The organism is Mobilicoccus pelagius NBRC 104925 (genome assembly GCF_000247995.1).
In the GTDB taxonomy this organism is placed as follows: domain Bacteria; phylum Actinomycetota; class Actinomycetes; order Actinomycetales; family Dermatophilaceae; genus Mobilicoccus; species Mobilicoccus pelagius.
Genome location: NZ_BAFE01000073.1, coordinates 96,131 through 113,051, shown reverse-complemented (window position 1 = coordinate 113,051; position 16,921 = coordinate 96,131). Strand labels below are relative to the sequence as shown.

Below are 16,921 nucleotides of genomic sequence, written 5' to 3'. Positions count from 1 at the left end.
GCCGGGCGGCCGGACTCCCGGTCGCCCGGCGTCGGCGTCTCCCCACGTAGCCCGCACCACCCGTCGGCGGGGAGCCTCGCCGGCGCACGTCTCACCCCTGCACAGGAGCAGTCCATGAAGACGATCGACAACCTCCTCGCCGAGGACCTCCACGGCAAGACCGTTCTCGTCCGCAGCGATCTCAACGTCCCGCTCGACGAGAACCGCACCATCACCGACGACGGCCGCGTGCGCGCCTCCGTCCCCACGCTCAAGAAGCTCAGCGACGCGGGCGCCAAGGTCGTCGTCGTCGCCCACCTCGGCCGCCCCAAGGGCGCCCCGGAGGACAGGTACTCCCTGCGTCCCGTCGTCGGGCGTCTCTCCGAGCTTCTCGGCAAGGACGTCGCGTTCGCCGAGGACACCGTGGGGGAATCGGCCAAGTCGGTCGTCGCGGGCCTGAAGGACGGCGACGTCGCCCTCCTCGAGAACCTTCGCTTCAACCCCGGTGAGACAAGCAAGGACGAGTCCGAGCGCGGCGCCTTCGCCGACGAGCTCGCCTCCCTCGCCGACGCGTTCGTCTCCGACGGCTTCGGCGTCGTCCACCGAAAGCAGGCGTCGGTCTACGACGTCGCGACACGCCTCCCGCACTACGCCGGTGGCCTGGTCGGTGCCGAGGTCGAGGTGCTCAAGCGCCTCACCGAGGAGCCGAAGCGCCCCTACGCCGTCGTCCTCGGCGGCGCCAAGGTCGCCGACAAGCTCGCCGTCATCGAGAACCTCATGAAGACCGCCGACCGCCTCCTCATCGGTGGCGGCATGGCGTACACGTTCCTCAAGGCCCAGGGGCACGAGGTCGGCACGAGCCTCCTCGACGCCGAGAAGGTCGACACGTGCAAGAAGTTCCTCGACGACGCGCAGGCCAACGGCGTCGAGATCGTCCTTCCCGTCGACACGGTCATCGCACCCGAGTTCTCCGCTGACGTCGACACCGAGGTCGTCCCCTCCGACGCGATCCCGGCCGACGAGATGGGCCTCGACATCGGCCCGAAGAGCCGTGAGCTGTTCGCGAGCAAGCTCGCCGACTGCAAGACCGTCTTCTGGAACGGCCCGATGGGCGCGTTCGAGATGGCCCCTTACGCCGAGGGCACGAAGGCCGTCGCGAAGGCCCTCGTCGACGCCACGTCGAACGGCGCCCTCACGGTCGTCGGCGGTGGCGACTCCGCCGCCGCGGTGCGCCAGCTCGGCTTCACCGACGACCAGTTCGGCCACATCTCCACCGGTGGCGGCGCGAGCCTCGAGTACCTCGAGGGCAAGAACCTGCCCGGCATCGAGATCCTCGCGGACTGACGCCCGCCCCCACATCCACCGATTTCTCCCGAGAGGACGAACATGGCTTCGCGTACCCCGCTCATGGCGGGCAACTGGAAGATGAACCTCGACCACCTGCAGGCGACCCAGCTCGTGCAGAAGCTCGACTGGTCGCTCAAGGACGCCGAGCACGACTTCGCCAAGGTCGAGGTGGCGGTCTGCCCGCCGTTCACCGCCCTCCGCACGGTGCAGACACTCGTCGAGGGCGACAAGCTCCAGATCGTCTACGGCGCGCAGGACATCTCCGAGCACGACGAGGGCGCCTACACCGGTGAGGTGTCCGGCTCGATGCTCGCCAAGCTCGGCTGCACCTACGCGATCATCGGCCACAGCGAGCGCCGCGAGTACCACGCCGAGTCCGACGAGCTCCTCAACCGCAAGGTCCAGGCGGCCTACAAGCACGGCCTCACCCCGATCCTCTGCTGCGGCGAAGCCCTCGAGGTCCGCAAGGCCGGCAAGCAGGTCGAGCACGTCCTCGCGCAGATCGAGGCCGACCTCGCGGGCATCCCCGCCGAGCAGGTCAAGAGCATCGTCATCGCCTACGAGCCCATCTGGGCCATCGGCACCGGCGAGGTCGCCACGCCCGAGGACGCCCAGGAGGTCTGCGGCGCGATCCGCGGCAAGCTCGCCGAGCTGTACGGCCAGGCGACCGCCGACGGCATCCGCATCCTCTACGGCGGCTCCGTCAAGTCCTCGAACGTCGCCGACATCATGGTCAAGCCCGACGTCGACGGTGCGCTCGTGGGCGGCGCGTCGCTCAAGCCCGAGGAGTTCGCGAAGATCTGCGGCTTCGACAAGAACTGAGTCACCGCGGGCCCCGGCCCTGCAGCGACGTCGACGGGACGCCCGGTCCGCCTGCCCCCTCACGGGGCTCGCAGCCGGGCGTTCCGGCGTCCCAGGGCGGCCTCGGGTACTCTGGAAGGGCGCTCGGGGACGCAGCACGTCGCCCGCGCCCGTCAGACACCCCCGCACAGAACAGGTCGAACACCGTGGACATCCTGAAGATCGCGCTCGAGGTGTTCCTCGCCGTCACCGGTGTCTTCCTCGTGTTCCTCATCCTCGCCCACAAGGGCAAGGGCGGCGGCATGTCCGACATGTTCGGTGGCGCCATGTCGAGCACGATGGGTGGCTCCTCGGTCGCCGAGCGCAACCTCAACCGCATCACCGTCGGCATGGCCCTCGTGTGGCTCGCCGCCATCGTCGGCCTCGGCCTCGTCGTGAGGTTCCAGGGCTGACCCCGTCGGACGTACCAGAGAGCCCGAGCCGGTGTCCGGCTCGGGCTCTCTCCTGTTCGTCCCCGGGTGGTGCGGCGTCAGTCCTGCGCGCGCGGCACCCCGGCTCGTTCCCGCAGCCGTCGCGCGAGTGCCCGGGAGGCGTCGGGGGAGGGGGCGGTGCCCTTCTCGACGGCCTCCTTCGCGGGGAGCGCGGCGCCCTCGAGGAGAGGGATGCCGCGGTGCAGTGTGCGGGCGTACACGTCGTCCTCCCCGAGGTGGGAGAGTTCGTCGGCGAGGCACTCCGCCTCCTCGCGTCGGGCGACGACGAGCCGCCGCGCGGGCTGCTCGGGCTGTTCGAGCGTCGCGACCAGTCCGTCGGGGCGGACGAGGTCGACCGGCCCGCTGCGTCGGTCGAGACGCACGCTGACGAGACCCGTGCCGGCCTCGGTGCGGGCCCGCACGACGTCGCACGACAACGCGGCGCCGAGCCACGCGGCGAGGAGGTCGGCCGAGGCCGAGTCGTAGGCCCCGGTGACGCACACGCGCGTGACCGGCTCGTACGGGGGCAGGTCGAGCGCCGCGGCGAGGAGGCCCCGCCAGCGGGTCGTCCGCGTCCACACGAGGTCGCTGTCGCCCGGTGCGTACGTCGCGGCCCGCCGCCGGATCTCGTCGCTCGGCGACGGGGTGTGCTCGGCGTCGGTGATGCGGCGGCGCGCGATGCGACCGATCGGGTGCGCCGAGACGTCCTCCGGGCACTCACCGGGCCACCACGCGACGACGGGGGAGTCGGCGAGGAGGAGGGGGAGGACGACGGCCTCGCCGTGCTCGGTGAGGTCACCGCTGAGCCGCAGGACGACCATCTCACTCGCCCCGGCGTCGCCGCCGACGCGGATCTGGCCGTCGATGCGATCCTTGCCGCGTGCCGACCCACGGACGACCGCGACGATGCGCGAGGGGTGCTGGCGGGTCGCCGTCTCCGCGACGGCGAGGGCACGTTCCTCGTCCTGCGGAGTCGTGACGACGACGAGCGTGAATACCCGGCTCAGGGCCATGGCCCCGACGCCGTGCCGCAGCTCGAGGAGCTTGCGGGAGAGGTCGCCGACGGAGGTGTCGGGCATGTCGACGATCACGGGAGCCTCCAGGTGCGTCCGTCACGGGCGAGGAGTTCGTCGGCGGAGGACGGACCCCAGCTGCCGGCGGGGTACGGCTCGGGCTCGCCCGACCGCGCCCATGCGGCGGTGACGGGGTCGAGGATCCGCCAGGACGACGCGACCTCCTCGTGCCGGGGGAACAGCGGCGGGTCGCCGAGGAGCACGTCGAGGATGAGCCGTTCGTAGGCCTCCGGGCTCGACTGCATGAACGACCGGCCGTAGCCGAAGTCCATGCTCACGTCGCGGACCTCGAGAGCGGTGCCGGGGACCTTGGCACCGAACCGGAGCGTGACGCCCTCGTCCGGCTGGACGCGGATGACGACGGCGTTCGCGCCGAGCTCTTCGGTGGCGTCGTGCCCGAAGGGGTGATGCGGCGCGGGGCGGAACATCACCGCGACCTCGGTGACGCGTTTGGGGAGGCGCTTGCCGGTGCGGAGGTAGAACGGCACGCCGGCCCACCGTCGCGTGTCGACGGCGAGGGCGAGCGCGGCGAACGTCTCCGTCGTCGAGTCGGGGGCCACGCCCTCCTCCTCGGCGTACCCACCGACGGGCTCGCCGCCCTGCCATCCGGCGGCGTAGACGCCGCGGGCCGCCGCCGTGGAGACGGGCCCGGCGAGTCGGGTCGCCTCGAGGACCTTTCGCTTCTCCGCCCGCAGATGCTCGGCGTCGAAGGAGAGCGGCTCCTCCATCGCGACGAGCGCGAGGAGCTGGAGGAGGTGGTTCTGGATGACGTCGCGTGCGGCGCCGATGCCGTCGTAGTACCCGGCGCGGCCACCGATGCCCATGTCCTCGGCCATGGTGATCTGGACGTGGTCGACGTGGTTTCCGTTCCAGATCGGTTCGAACATCTCGTTGGCGAACCGCAGGGCGAGGATGTTCTGGACGGTCTCCTTGCCGAGGTAGTGGTCGATCCGGAAGATCGAGTCGGCGGGGAACACGCCCTCGACGATGCGGTTGAGCTCCTGCGCGCTGCGGAGGTCGTGACCGAACGGCTTCTCGATGACGACGCGCCGCCACGACTCCGGGTGTGCCCCGCGGGCGTCGCCGTCAGCGAGGCCGCTGCGCTGGATCTGCCGACACACGTCGGGGAACGCGTCCGGCGGGATCGAGAGGTAGAAGGCGTGGTTGCCGCCCGTTCCGCGCTTCTCGTCGAGCTCCGCGAGGAGGTCGGCGAGGTGGTCGAACGCCGCGTCGTCGTCGAACGAGCCGGAGACGAACCGGAGTCCGTCGACGAGCTCGCTCCACACCTCCTCGCCGAAGGGTGTGCGGGCGTGGGCGGTGACGGCTTCCCGGACGTACTCGGCGAAATCGGCGTCGTTCCAGTCGCGACGGCCGAACCCGACGAGGGAGAAGCCCGGCGGGAGCAGACCACGGCTCGCGAGATCGTAGATCGCGGGGAGCAGCTTCTTGCGGGCGAGGTCGCCGGTGACGCCGAAGAGCACGACCGCGCACGGCCCGGCGATCCGCGGGAGCCGCAGGTCGTCGGGCGCGCGCAGCGGGTTGTGCTCCCGCGTGATGGGGGCCGGGTTCACTCGCCCTTCTCCAGGGCACGCTGCACCGTGCCGGTGAGCTCGCCCCAGGAGCCGACGAACTTCTCGACGCCCTCCCGTTCGAGCTTGGCGATGACCTCGGGGTAGGAGATGCCCAGGCGCTCGAGATCGTCGAGGACGGCCTCTGACTCCTCGGCGCGGCCGGTGACGGTGTCGCCCGCGACCTCGCCGTGGTCGGCGAACGCCTCGAGGGTCGCCGCGGGCATCGTGTTGACGACGTCCTCGGTGACGAGCCCCGTGAGGTACATCGTGTCGGGGTAGTCGGGGTCCTTGACCCCGGTCGACGCCCAGAGCGGACGCTGCAGGTGGGCGCCGTCGTCGGCGAGGGTGCGCCAACGGGGCGTGTCGCGTACGGACTCGAATGCCCGGTGGGCGAGGCGCGCGTTGGCGAGGGCGGCCTTGCCCTTGAGGGCGAGGGCCTCCTCCGACCCGATCGCGTCGAGCCGGGCGTCGACGTCGGTGTCGAGGCGGGAGACGAAGAACGACGCGACCGAGTGGATCGTCGAGAGGTCGACACCGTGCTCCCGGGCCTGCTCGAGACCTGTGAGGAACGCGTTGAGCACGCCGCGGTACCGGTCGACCGAGAAGATCAACGTGACGTTGACGCTGATGCCCTTGGCGAGCACCTGGCTGATGGCGGGCAGCCCCTCGTCGGTGGCGGGGATCTTGACCAGGAGGTTGGGTCGGTCGACGGTGCGCCACAGGAGCTCGGCGCTCTCGACGGTGCCCGCGGTGTCGTGTGCGAGGCCGGGGTCGACCTCGATCGAGACGCGGCCGTCGACGCCACCGGTGGCCTCGTAGACCGGCATGAACACGTCGCACGCGTCGCGGACGTCGTCGGTCGTGAGGGTGAGGATCGCCTCGTCGACGCTCGCGCCGTTCTTCGACAGCTCGGCGACCTGGTCGGCGTAGGCCTCACCGTCGGCGAGGGCCGTCGCGAAGATCGTCGGGTTCGTCGTCACACCGACGACGGAGTACTCCTCGACGAGACGCGCGAGGCGTCCCGAGGAGATGAGCTCGCGGTTGAGGTCGTCGAGCCAGATGGAAACGCCGGCCTCGGAGAGGGCGGCCAGGCGGGGGTTGGCGCTCACTTCTCGGTCCCTTCGTCGTTGGCGATCCGCGCGTCCGTGCCGACACGGGCGCCGCGGCGGGCGTCCTCGATGGAGTCCTTGGCGGCGTCGACGACGGCGGTGGAGGTGAAGCCGAACTCCTCGAACAGGACCTCCCCGGCGGCGGAGGCGCCGAAGTGGTCGATGCCGATGACGCGACCGGCGTCCCCGACGAAGCGGTACCACGTCATCGGGTGCCCGGCCTCGACGGCGACGCGGGCGCGGACGGTCGGGGGGAGGACGCTCTCTCGGTACTCCTGCGGCTGCTCCATGAACCACTCGACGCACGGCATCGAGACGACGCGCGCGGCGACGTCGATCTCCGCGAGTTCCTCGCGGGCGGCGAGGGCGAGGGAGACCTCGGAGCCGCTCGCGATGAGGAGGACGTCGGGGGTGCCGTCGGTGTCGGCGAGGACATAGCCGCCCTTCGTCGTGTTCTCGGCGGCGGCGTACACGTCGCGGTCGAGGACCGGGAGGTTCTGGCGGCTGAGCGCGAGACCCGCGGGGCGGTCGTGGTTCGCGATGATCTGACGCCACGCCCAGGCCGTCTCGTTCGCGTCCGCCGGGCGGACGACGTCGAGGTGGGGAATGGCGCGCAGCGACGTGAGGTGCTCGATGGGCTGGTGCGTCGGGCCGTCCTCGCCGAGACCGACGGAGTCGTGCGTCCACACGAACGTCACGCCGAGGTCCTGGAGGGCGGCGAGACGGACTGCGGGGCGCATGTAGTCGGAGAAGATGAGGAACGTGCCGCCGTAGGGGCGCGTGAGGCCCTCGAGCGCCATGCCGTTGAGCGCCATGCCCATCGCGTTCTCACGGATGCCGAAGTGGAGGTTGCGGCCGTAGGGGCCACCGGGCCACATCTTCGTGGCGCGGCTCTCGGGCACGAAGCTCGGCTCGCCCTTCATGTCCGTGTTGTTGGACTCGGCGAGGTCGGCCGACCCGCCCCACAGCTCGGGGACGACGTCCTTGATCGCGTTGATGACCTGGCCTGAGGCCTTGCGGGTCGCCATGCCCTTGGCGTCGGTGGGGAAGACGGGCAGGGCCTGGTCGAGCCCCTCGGGCAGCTCGTGGTCGCGGATGCGGTCGAGCGTCGCGGCCGCCTCGGGGTGGGCCGAGCGCCACGCCTGGAAGCGCTCCTCCCACTCGGCGTGGGCCTTCGCACCGCGGTCGGCGACCTTACGGGCGTGGGCGAGGACCTCGGCCTCCTCGGGGAACGCGACCTCGGGGTCGAACCCGAGGAGCTTCTTCGTCGCCGCGATCTCCTCCTCGCCGAGGGCCGCCCCGTGCGACTTGCCCGTGCCCTGGAGGGACGGGGCCGGCCACGCGATGACCGTGCGGAGGATGACGAGGGTCGGCCTGCCGCTACGCTTCTCGCCTGCCTGGAGGGCGTCGTAGAGGGCGTCGACGTCCTCGACGTAGGGCTCGCCGCGCCAGTCGACGACCTCGACGTGCCACCCGTACGCCTCGTAGCGCGCCTTGACGTCCTCGCTGAAGCTGATGTCGGTGTCGTCCTCGATCGAGATGAAGTTCTGGTCGTAGATCACCGTCAGGTTGTCGAGTTCCTGGTGACCGGCGAGGGAGGAGGCCTCGGCGCTCACGCCCTCCATGAGGTCGCCGTCGGAGGCGATGACGTAGACGTGGTGGTCGAACGGGCTCTCTCCGGCGGGCGCGTCGGGGTCGAACATGCCGCGCTGACGGCGCTGGCCCATCGCCATGCCGACGGCCGTGGCGAGACCGGAGCCGAGCGGGCCCGTCGTGATCTCGACGCCGCGGGTGTGGTGCACCTCGGGGTGGCCGGGCGTCTGCGAACCGAACGTGCGCAGCGCCTTGAGGTCGTCCATCTCCATGCCGTACCCGGACAGGTAGAGCTGGAGGTACTGGGTGAGGCTGCTGTGCCCGCAGGACAGGACGAACCGGTCGCGCCCCAGCCAGTCGGGGTCGTGCGGGTCGATCGTCATGACGTTCTGGAAGAGCAGGTAGGCCAGCGGCGCGAGGCTCATCGCCGTCCCCGGGTGGCCGTTGCCGGCCTTCTGCACCGCGTCGGCCGCGAGGACGCGGACCGTGTCGACGGCGCGGACGTCGAGGTCGGTCCACCCCACCTCGCTGCAGCGGGGCGCGGGCAGGGAGGGATCGCGGTCGGTGAGCTGGTCGGTCATGGGGTCTCCTTCGCCGGAGGCGCTGGTGGGAGGGCGTGGGGGCGTCTCCCACCGGGCTCGGTGGGGCGCCTCACGCCACGGTTCCTGATACCCCACGAGCGTATCTGCCGCCGCCGACGACGGCATCGGGGCCGCCCACGCGCGGCGACGCGTCGCGCGCCTACACTGGGCCTCAGCACCCTGCCCCCGTCGGGCCCCTGCACGCGAAGGATCTGCGACCACATCGTGACCACTCTTCAGCCAGGCCGGAACTCCAGCGCCCACACTCCCACCCCGGGGCCGGGCGCAGGTGAGCCGATGCCGCGGGCGGGCCTGCGCGACTACGTCTCGCTGACGAAGCCCCGGATCATCGAACTGCTGCTCATCACGACCTTCCCCGTGATGTTCCTCGCAGAGCGCGGCGTCCCCTCGATCCCGCTCGTGCTCGCCACCCTCGTCGGCGGCACCCTCTCGGCGGCGTGCGCGAACGTGTTCAACTGCATCATCGACCGCGACGTCGACCGCCTCATGCACCGCACGGAGGGTCGCCCCCTCGCCACCGGCGTCATGCCGGTGCGCAACGCGGTGATCTTCGGCGTCGTCCTCGGCGTCGCCTCGGTGCTCGTGCTCGGGCTGCTCGTCAACGAGTTGTCGGCGGCCCTGTCGTTCGGCGCGATCCTGCTCTACGTCGTCTTCTACACGATCGTCCTCAAGCGCCGCACGGCGCAGAACATCGTGTGGGGCGGCATCGCGGGCTGCATGCCCGTCCTCATCGGCTGGTCGGCCGTGACGAACTCCCTCGCCTGGGCGCCGTTCGTCCTCTTCCTCGTCGTGTTCTTCTGGACGCCACCGCACTACTGGCCGCTCTCGATGCGCTTCAAGGACGACTACGCCGCTGCCGGCATCCCGATGCTGCCCGTCGTCGCGGAGGACACGGGCGTCGCGAAGCAGTGCGTCGCGTACGCGTGGGCCACCGTCCTCGCCTCCCTCGCGCTCATCCCGCTCGCACCGATGGGCTGGATCTACACCGTCGTCGCCGTCGTCACGGGTGGCGTGTTCGTCCGTGAGGCGCACACGCTCCTCGGACGCGCGAAGGACCCGGCGAACACCACCCTCGCCGCCCTCCGGCCCATGCGGCTGTTCCACTACTCGATCAGCTACCTCACGCTCCTCTTCGTCGGCGTGGCCGTCGATCCGCTGGTCTACTTCCCGCTCCCCGGCCTCGGCTGAGTCGACACCGCAGGGAACACGCGAGAGCCCCCCGCCGCCCGGACCTCCGGCGCGCCGGGGCTCTCCCACGTCCGGGTGTGGCCACAGGTGCGACGCGGCCCACCGAGTCCCACCACCCGGGGATGGGGAAGGAAGGGGCCGTCGCCCCGTGACCGGGCGGGGGCTCGCACCGTGGCGGACTGCTCGGGCCGCAGCCGGTCCGGGTTCCTCGGCGAGGCCCTGGCCACGGACTTCGAGGGTCCACGGCACCACGGGAAGTCGAGTCGTCATGTCTCGATCTGCGGCGCTGTGCGACGTGCCGGACCTGCCGCCCCCTCCGGCGGTGGGAGGGACACCTCGTCGCCCTCGGCGCATCCGGTGCACCGCTCCCGTGGCGCGGACCCCACCGGCCCGAAGACGAGAAACGCCCCGCACACCGGGTGGTGTGCGGGGCGTTCGGGTCGTCGGGATCTCAGCGCCGCCGGGCGGTGAGGACTCCCTGGGTGAGGAACACGACGAAGAGCGCCGACAGGAGCAGGTGGACGGCGACGAGGGCGATGGGGCGCCCCGTGAAGTACTGGACGTAGCCGACGACGCCCTGGAGGAGTGAGAGGCCGAGGGTCCAGTCCCAGGCGCGACGGAACGGGACGGGCACCTCGACGAGGCGACTCACGACGACGAGCGCCACCGAGAGGCCGAGGAAGAGCATCACCGCGTCGGCGTGGAGCCAGCTCGTCGCGTGCGGGTCGAAACCGAACCGCACGTTCGCCATCGAGTCGCCGGAGTGCGGGCCCGAGCCCGTGACCGCCGTGCCGAGGACGCAGACGACGGCGCCGACCCCCGCGGTCACCCACGCGAGACGCTGGGCGGCGTGCGGCACGACCCGCTGCGGCGTCGTGTCGCCTTCGCGGTACCGGTACAGGAGGTACGTGCCGTTCGAGACGAGGAACAGCGAGATGAGGAAGTGCGGCGAGACCGTCTTGGGGTCGAGGTGGGCGAGGACGATGATCCCGCCGAGCACCGCCTGCACGACGACGCCGAGGAGGGGGATCGCGCAGTCGACGACGAACCGCCGACGCGTGTTCCAGAACCGCATGACGGCGACGACGAGCACCCACAGGGCGATGACGCCGAGCACCGGCGTGATCATCCGGTTGCCGAACTCGATGAACTTGTGGAACCCCTCGGTCTGCTGCCCCGTGGGCACGATCGATCCCGGCGTGCACTCCGGCCACGTCGGGCAGCCGAGGCCCGATCCGGTGAGGCGGACGAGGCCGCCGGTGAGGATGATCGCGATGTTGCCGACGAGGTTCGCCATGAGGGCGATCCACATCCAGTCGCGTGCACCGCGCGGGGGTGCGACGACGTCGGCGGGGGTCTGGACGGGGCTACCGGGGGTCGAGGTCGTGCTCACGCGGCCACCCTATCCCCGGATCCCGTGACCGACCCCGCCGTCCGGGGGACGGGCCCTTCCGTCCGACACGCGGGCCGGAACCCGTTCGACGACGACGGCGCCGGGGACGCCCGAGCGGGGAGGGCGCGGCTCAGTCGCTCCAGCGGAAGAAGCGGGCGGCGAGGACGCTCGCGACGACGCCCCACACGAGGAGGACGAGCATCGGCGCGAGGGGGATCGTGCCGTGGAGCATTGCGGCCCGCGTCGCATCGCCGAGGGCGCCCGAGGGCAGCCACGCCGCGAGACGTTCGAGGCCTCCGGGTAGGACGTGCGGCGGGATGACGATGCCACCGATGCCGAGAAGGAGGACCCACACGAGGTTCGCGAGGGCGAGCACGGCCTCGGCCCGCAGCGTGCCGGCGAGGAGGAGCGCGAGTGCGACGAACACCCACGCGCCGACGACGAGGACGGGCACGGCGAGGAGGAGGTGCCCGGGGTGGGGCCGCCATCCCAGGGTCGCGCCGATGCCGCCGAGCACGACGGACTGGATGACGAGGACGACGAGCACCGCGAGGGCCTTCGCCGCGAGGAGACCGCCCCGCCCGAGCGGCGTCGTGCCGAGCAGCCGCAGGACCCCGTAACGCCGGTCGAATCCCGTCGAGATCGCCTGACCCGTGAACGCGGTCGAGATGACCGCGAGGCCGAGGACGCCCGCCATCGCGAGGTCGAGCCGGTGCGGGCCGTCGAACCCGGGCACGGGCGCGTAGAGGAGGGCGAAGAGCGTGAGCGCGGGCAGGACGATCGCGACGAGGAGCTGCTCGCCGTTGCGGAGCAGCGTGGAGGCCTCGAACCGTGCCTGTGTGAGGACGCGGGCACCGGTGGGGGCCGCGGCGCCACCCGGTGCGCGAAGGGTGGTGCTCATCGGTGACCTCCGTCGTGGTGGGCGCCCGGACGGGTGAGGGTGAAGTACGTCTCCTCGAGGCCACGCCCGTCCGCGACCTCGGCGACGGTGCCGGTCGCGACGGCGTGACCGTCGGCGACGACGACGAGGTCGTCGGCGAGACGCTCGGCCTCCTCGAAGGAGTGGGTGGTGAGGACGACGCATGCGCCGGCCGCGGCGACCTCGCGCACGAGTTCCCACACGTCGAGGCGAGCGTGGGGGTCGAGCCCGGCGGACGGCTCGTCGAGGAACGCGACCCTCGGGCGGCCGACGAGTGCCGCGGCGAGGGCGACGCGCTGGCGCTGCCCACCCGAGAGGCGCCGGACGCTCGTGTGCTCGAAGTCGCGGATGCCGAGGCGCCCGGTGAGGTCGTCGAGCGGCCACGGGTCGGCGTAGAGGCGGGCGAGGTGGGGGATGAGCCGCGCCGGAGTGCTCGTGTTGGACAGACCGCCGTCCTGGAGCATGACGCCGACGGCGGCGCGATGGTCCGGCCCGGCGCCCCACGGGTCGACGCCGAGGACGCGTGCCTCACCGGCATCGGGGCGCAGCAGCCCCTCGAGGCAGGCGACGGTCGTCGTCTTGCCCGCACCGTTGGGACCGAGGACGGCGGTGATGCGCCCGAGGTGGGCCCCCCACGTCATGCCGTGCACGGCGCGCACGTCCCCGAAGTGCTTGTCGAGCCCCCGTACCGACACCGCGGCCTCACCGGCCTCACCGGTGGCGCCGGGGACGGGGTGTCGGGACTCGTCGGGCTGAGGGACGTCGTCGCGCGGACGGCCTGGGGGGAGCGGCATGGCGCGAGTCTAGGACGCGCCTCCGACACCCCCGGCGGCGCGCGTACGTACGCGAGGGGCGAGGGGCGGGGGGGTGCCTGCGTGGCCAGGAGGACGCCGGCCTTCGGCTGCGGTCGCGTCCACGAACCGGCCGGAACCCACCCCCGGAGACAGGCTCCGACGAATTAGGTAAGATGACCGTTGTGTTTATCGAGGGTCGGACGTCCGCCGCGTCGAGGAGCCGTGTCTCCACCGACGGCGATGCCCGTACGCGTGACGTCGTGCTGCGACGGGTCTCCGAACTTGGCCCCGTCACTGCGGCGCGTCTCGCCGAGGTCCTCGCCATAACGACGGCCGGGGTGCGACGCCATCTCGAGGCCCTCGCCCAGGACGGGCTCATCGCAACCTCCGACGTCACCCCCGCCAAGCGTGGACGCGGCCGCCCCGCACGGGCGTTCGTCGTCACCCCCGAGGGGCACAACCGCCTCTCCACCGGTTACGGCGACGTCGCCACCGACGCGCTGCAGTTCCTCGCCGACCGTCTCGGGCAGGACGCCGTCGCCGACTTCGCTCGCGCCCGCCTCGCCGTCCTCGAGGGCCGGTATGCGCCGGTCGTCGAGGCCGCGGGGGAGGACCTCGACGCCCGCGCCCAGGCACTCGCCACCGCCCTCGCCGCCGACGGTTATGCTGCCTCGGCCCGTCCGGTCGGCCCGTCCGGCCTGGGGCTGCAGCTGTGCCAGGGTCACTGCCCCATGCCGGAGGTCGCGACGCGGTTCCCGCAGTTCTGCGAGGAGGAGACCGAGGTCTTCGCCCGCCTGCTCGGGGTCCACGTGCAGCGTCTCGCCACCCTCGCCGGCGGGGAGCACGTGTGCACGACGTTCGTCCCGCGCGAACCCGTCGTCCTCGGGACGCCGGGCCGCGCGCCCGCGAGCACGGCCGCACCCCCACCGGCGTCGACCCGCACGACACCGACCGGCACCACACGCACCAGCACGAGACACACGAGCACGAACACCGACCACTGCGCCCACGGGCACGACGAAGGGAGCGCCACATGAGCACGATCGAGGAGCTCAACCCGGGCCTGAAGGACCTCGGACGCTACGAGTACGGCTGGGCCGACAAGGACGTCGCGGGAGCCTCCGCGCGTCGCGGCCTCAACACCGAGGTCGTCGAGGACATCTCGGGGCGCAAGGACGAACCGGAGTGGATGCGCGAGCTGCGCCTCAAGTCGCTCCGCCTGTTCGACAAGAAGCCCATGCCGCACTGGGGCAGCGATCTCTCCGGCATCGACTTCCAGAACATCAAGTACTTCGTCCGGTCCACGGAGAAGCAGGCGACGTCCTGGGACGAGTTGCCCGAGGACATCAAGGCCACGTACGACAAGCTCGGCATCCCGGAGGCGGAGAAGCAGCGCCTCATCGCCGGTGTCGCCGCCCAGTACGAGTCGGAGGTCGTCTACCACCAGATCCGCGAGGACCTGGAGGAGAAGGGCGTCATCTTCGTCGACACGGACTCCGGTCTGCGTGAGCACGAGGAGCTCTTCCGCGAGTACTTCGGCACCGTGATTCCCCCGGGGGACAACAAGTTTGCGTCGCTCAACACCGCGGTGTGGTCGGGCGGCTCGTTCATCTACGTCCCGCCGGGCGTCCACGTCGACATCCCGCTCCAGGCCTACTTCCGCATCAACACGGAGAACATGGGCCAGTTCGAGCGGACGCTCATCATCGCCGACGAGGACTCCTACGTGCACTACGTCGAGGGCTGCACGGCACCGATCTACAAGTCGGACTCGCTGCACAGCGCCGTCGTCGAGATCGTTGTCAAGAAGGGCGCCCGCGTGCGCTACACGACGATCCAGAACTGGTCGAACAACGTGTACAACCTCGTCACCAAGCGCGCCGTCTGCGAGGCCGGCGCGACGATGGAATGGGTCGACGGCAACATCGGCTCCAAGGTGACGATGAAGTATCCCGCCGTGTTCCTCCAGGGGGAGCACGCCCGCGGCGAGACCCTCTCCATCGCGTTCGCCGGTGAGGGTCAGCACCAGGACGCCGGCGCCAAGATGGTCCACAACGCCCCGCACACCTCGAGCTCCATCGTGAGCAAGTCGGTGGCGCGCGGCGGCGGCCGCACGTCCTACCGCGGACTCGTCCAGGTCGCCGAGGGCGCGACCGACTCCAAGAGCTCGGTCGTCTGCGACGCCCTGCTCGTCGACACGATCAGCCGCTCCGACACCTACCCGTACGTCGACGTCCGCGAGGACGACGTGCAGCTCGGCCACGAGGCCACGGTGTCCAAGGTGAGCGACGACCAGCTCTTCTACCTCATGTCGCGAGGCCTGAGCGAGGAGGAGGCCATGGCGATGATCGTGCGCGGGTTCGTCGAGCCGATCGCCCGTGAGCTCCCCATGGAGTATGCCCTCGAACTCAACCGCCTCATCGAGCTGCAGATGGAAGGATCCGTGGGCTGATGCCGCTCGTCGATCGCCAGACCCCCCGCCCCGAGACCGGGGAGACCTCGACGGGCATGCCCGTCGACTCCGACAAGCCGACGCTCGGCACGCCCGGCGTGACGACGGACGCCGCCCCCACGGAGATCACGGCGAACGCCGCTGCTGACGCCGTGCGTGGTGCGGTCGAGTCCACCGTCCCCGAGCAGTCGCGCGCCGAGTGGAAGACCTCCTACGAGGTCGCCGACTTCGACATGCCGACCGGCCGTGAGGAAGGGTGGCGCTTCACGCCGCTCACCCCCCTCGCACCGTTGTTCGCCGACGAGGCCGGCAGCACCGAGGTCGACGTCGCCGAGACGCTGCCCGCGGGGGTCACGTCCTCCCGCGGAACCGTGGACGACTGGAAGGCGCTCACCCCGCCCAAGCCGGCCGACCGCGTCGCCGCCGTCGCGGCGAACCGTGCCCCGTTCGCCCGCATCGTCGACGTCCCGGCCGAGACCGAGCTCGACGAGCCGATCCGCCTGCGCCTCACCGGCACCGGTGGTCTCAGCCACGGGCTCCTCGCCGTCCGCGTCGGCGCGTTCTCGAAGGCGACGATCGTCCTCGAGCACGCCGGAACCGGCACGCACGGCCAGGTCGTCACCGTCCTCGCGGGTGACGGCGCCCAGGTGAGCGTCGTCACCGTGCAGGAGTGGGACGACGACGCCGTCCACGTCGGCCAGCACGACGTCGTCGTCGGCCGTGACGCGACCGTCCGCCACGTCGCCGTGAGCCTCGGCGGTGCGCTCGTCCGCGTCTCCACGAACGCGTTCTACGCGGGCACCGGCGGCACGTTCGAGGGCCTCGGCGTCTCGTTCGCCGACGCCGGTCAGCACCTCGAGCACCGTCTCTTCGTCGACCACGAGGCACCCCGCTGCTCCTCCGACGTCCTCTACAAGAGCGCGCTCCAGGGCGAAGGCGCCCACACCGTGTGGATCGGCGACGTCCTCATCCGGGCCGCCGCCGAGGGCACCGACACCTACGAGCTCAACCGCAACCTCCTCCTCACCGACGGCGCCCGCGCCGACTCCGTCCCCAACCTCGAGATCGAGACGGGCGAGATCGCCGGTGCCGGCCACGCCTCGGCGACGGGGCGCTTCGACGACCTGCAGCTCTTCTACCTGCAGGCGCGCGGCATCCCCGAGGACGAGGCCCGTCGGCTCGTCGTGCGCGGCTTCTTCGCCGACATCGTCGAGCGGATCGGCGTCGCCGAGGTGAGCGGGCACCTCATGGAGCGCATCGAGGCCGAGCTCGCCCTGGACGGAGCGCGCGAATGAGGGAGCTCGTCTGCTCCGTCGACGACCTCACGCCCGGCCAGGCGCACCCGGCCGTCGTCGAGGGCCGCAACGTCGCGATGATCCGGCTGAAGGACGGCACGATCCACGCGATCGAGGACTCCTGCAGCCATGGCTCCGTCGCCCTCTCGGAGGGCGAGGTCTCCGACTGCTTCGTCGAGTGCTGGCTCCACGGCTCGCGCTTCGACGTCGCCACCGGCGTCCCCGCCTCCCCTCCCGCGACGGCCGCCGTCGCCGTCTATCGCGTCGAGATCGAGGGCGACGACGTCTACGTCGACGCCGCGACGCCCATCAACTTCTGACCACCCCCACCTGGA

15 protein-coding genes are annotated in these 16,921 nt (G+C 71.4%); 8 read left to right on the top strand and 7 right to left on the bottom strand.

All coding sequences use genetic code 11. The features are described from left to right. Nucleotides 1-114: 114 nt before the first annotated feature. From MOPEL_RS11070 to secG, 3 genes are all read left to right on the top strand, one after another. On the top strand, nucleotides 115-1,323 hold the full coding sequence (locus MOPEL_RS11070) for a phosphoglycerate kinase (RefSeq protein WP_009482996.1): 1,209 nt from the start codon (nucleotides 115-117) through the stop codon (nucleotides 1,321-1,323). Between the two features lie 42 nt (nucleotides 1,324-1,365). After that, complete coding sequence (gene tpiA, locus MOPEL_RS11065; RefSeq protein WP_009482995.1) at nucleotides 1,366-2,148, top strand: triose-phosphate isomerase; 783 nt, start codon at nucleotides 1,366-1,368, stop codon at nucleotides 2,146-2,148. Nucleotides 2,149-2,333: 185 nt separating this feature from the next. After that, nucleotides 2,334-2,579 carry a preprotein translocase subunit SecG gene (gene secG / locus MOPEL_RS11060; protein WP_009482994.1) on the top strand — a complete coding sequence of 82 codons (246 nt, stop codon included), beginning with the start codon at nucleotides 2,334-2,336 and terminating at the stop codon, nucleotides 2,577-2,579. A 77-nt stretch (nucleotides 2,580-2,656) separates the two neighbouring features. On the opposite strand, the gene MOPEL_RS11055 is transcribed toward secG, so the two are convergent. The 4 genes from MOPEL_RS11055 to tkt are packed head-to-tail and all read right to left on the bottom strand — an operon-like array spanning nucleotide 2,657 to nucleotide 8,524. Then, a complete protein-coding gene (locus MOPEL_RS11055) occupies nucleotides 2,657-3,688 on the bottom strand; it encodes a glucose-6-phosphate dehydrogenase assembly protein OpcA (protein WP_009482993.1) in 1,032 nt (343 codons plus the stop codon). Beyond that, nucleotides 3,685-5,241, bottom strand: coding sequence for a glucose-6-phosphate dehydrogenase (gene zwf / locus MOPEL_RS11050; protein ID WP_009482992.1), 1,557 nt, complete (start codon nucleotides 5,239-5,241; stop codon nucleotides 3,685-3,687). The genes MOPEL_RS11055 and zwf overlap by 4 nt, the downstream gene beginning before the upstream one ends. Beyond that, nucleotides 5,238-6,350 carry a transaldolase gene (gene tal / locus MOPEL_RS11045; RefSeq protein WP_009482991.1) on the bottom strand — a complete coding sequence of 371 codons (1,113 nt, stop codon included), beginning with the start codon at nucleotides 6,348-6,350 and terminating at the stop codon, nucleotides 5,238-5,240. Before tal ends, zwf begins: the two co-directional genes overlap by 4 nt. After that, nucleotides 6,347-8,524: a transketolase gene (gene tkt, locus MOPEL_RS11040; RefSeq protein ID WP_009482990.1), complete on the bottom strand. Its 2,178-nt coding sequence runs from the start codon at nucleotides 8,522-8,524 to the stop codon at nucleotides 6,347-6,349. The genes tal and tkt overlap by 4 nt, the downstream gene beginning before the upstream one ends. A gap of 297 nt (nucleotides 8,525-8,821) precedes the next feature. Here tkt and MOPEL_RS11035 point away from each other — a divergent pair, with 297 nt between their 5' ends. Further along, nucleotides 8,822-9,733, top strand: coding sequence for a heme o synthase (locus MOPEL_RS11035; protein WP_009482989.1), 912 nt, complete (start codon nucleotides 8,822-8,824; stop codon nucleotides 9,731-9,733). A 451-nt stretch (nucleotides 9,734-10,184) separates the two neighbouring features. Here the strand turns inward: MOPEL_RS11035 and MOPEL_RS11030 are convergent, their stop codons facing one another. The 3 genes from MOPEL_RS11030 to MOPEL_RS11020 all read right to left on the bottom strand — a co-directional run bounded on the left by MOPEL_RS11030 (nucleotide 10,185) and on the right by MOPEL_RS11020 (nucleotide 12,839). Then, entirely contained in the window at nucleotides 10,185-11,126 is a 942-nt protein-coding gene (locus MOPEL_RS11030; protein ID WP_009482988.1) for a COX15/CtaA family protein, read from the bottom strand. Between the two features lie 130 nt (nucleotides 11,127-11,256). Next, the gene (locus tag MOPEL_RS11025; protein WP_009482987.1) at nucleotides 11,257-12,027 is read right to left on the bottom strand and encodes an ABC transporter permease; all 771 of its coding nucleotides are present in this window, start codon (nucleotides 12,025-12,027) and stop codon (nucleotides 11,257-11,259) included. Next, a complete protein-coding gene (locus tag MOPEL_RS11020; RefSeq protein ID WP_009482986.1) occupies nucleotides 12,024-12,839 on the bottom strand; it encodes an ABC transporter ATP-binding protein in 816 nt (271 codons plus the stop codon). The genes MOPEL_RS11025 and MOPEL_RS11020 overlap by 4 nt, the downstream gene beginning before the upstream one ends. 173 nt (nucleotides 12,840-13,012) lie before the next feature. Between MOPEL_RS11020 and MOPEL_RS11015 the strand changes: the two genes are divergently transcribed. The 4 genes from MOPEL_RS11015 to MOPEL_RS11000 are packed head-to-tail and all read left to right on the top strand — an operon-like array spanning nucleotide 13,013 to nucleotide 16,906. Then, nucleotides 13,013-13,876, top strand: coding sequence for a helix-turn-helix transcriptional regulator (locus tag MOPEL_RS11015; RefSeq protein WP_174270595.1), 864 nt, complete (start codon nucleotides 13,013-13,015; stop codon nucleotides 13,874-13,876). Beyond that, complete coding sequence (gene sufB, locus MOPEL_RS11010) at nucleotides 13,873-15,291, top strand: Fe-S cluster assembly protein SufB (RefSeq protein WP_009482984.1); 1,419 nt, start codon at nucleotides 13,873-13,875, stop codon at nucleotides 15,289-15,291. Before MOPEL_RS11015 ends, sufB begins: the two co-directional genes overlap by 4 nt. Further along, entirely contained in the window at nucleotides 15,291-16,586 is a 1,296-nt protein-coding gene (sufD, locus tag MOPEL_RS11005; RefSeq protein WP_009482983.1) for a Fe-S cluster assembly protein SufD, read from the top strand. Before sufB ends, sufD begins: the two co-directional genes overlap by 1 nt. Then, nucleotides 16,583-16,906 carry a non-heme iron oxygenase ferredoxin subunit gene (locus MOPEL_RS11000; protein WP_040634119.1) on the top strand — a complete coding sequence of 108 codons (324 nt, stop codon included), beginning with the start codon at nucleotides 16,583-16,585 and terminating at the stop codon, nucleotides 16,904-16,906. The genes sufD and MOPEL_RS11000 overlap by 4 nt, the downstream gene beginning before the upstream one ends. Nucleotides 16,907-16,921: the final 15 nt, after the last annotated feature.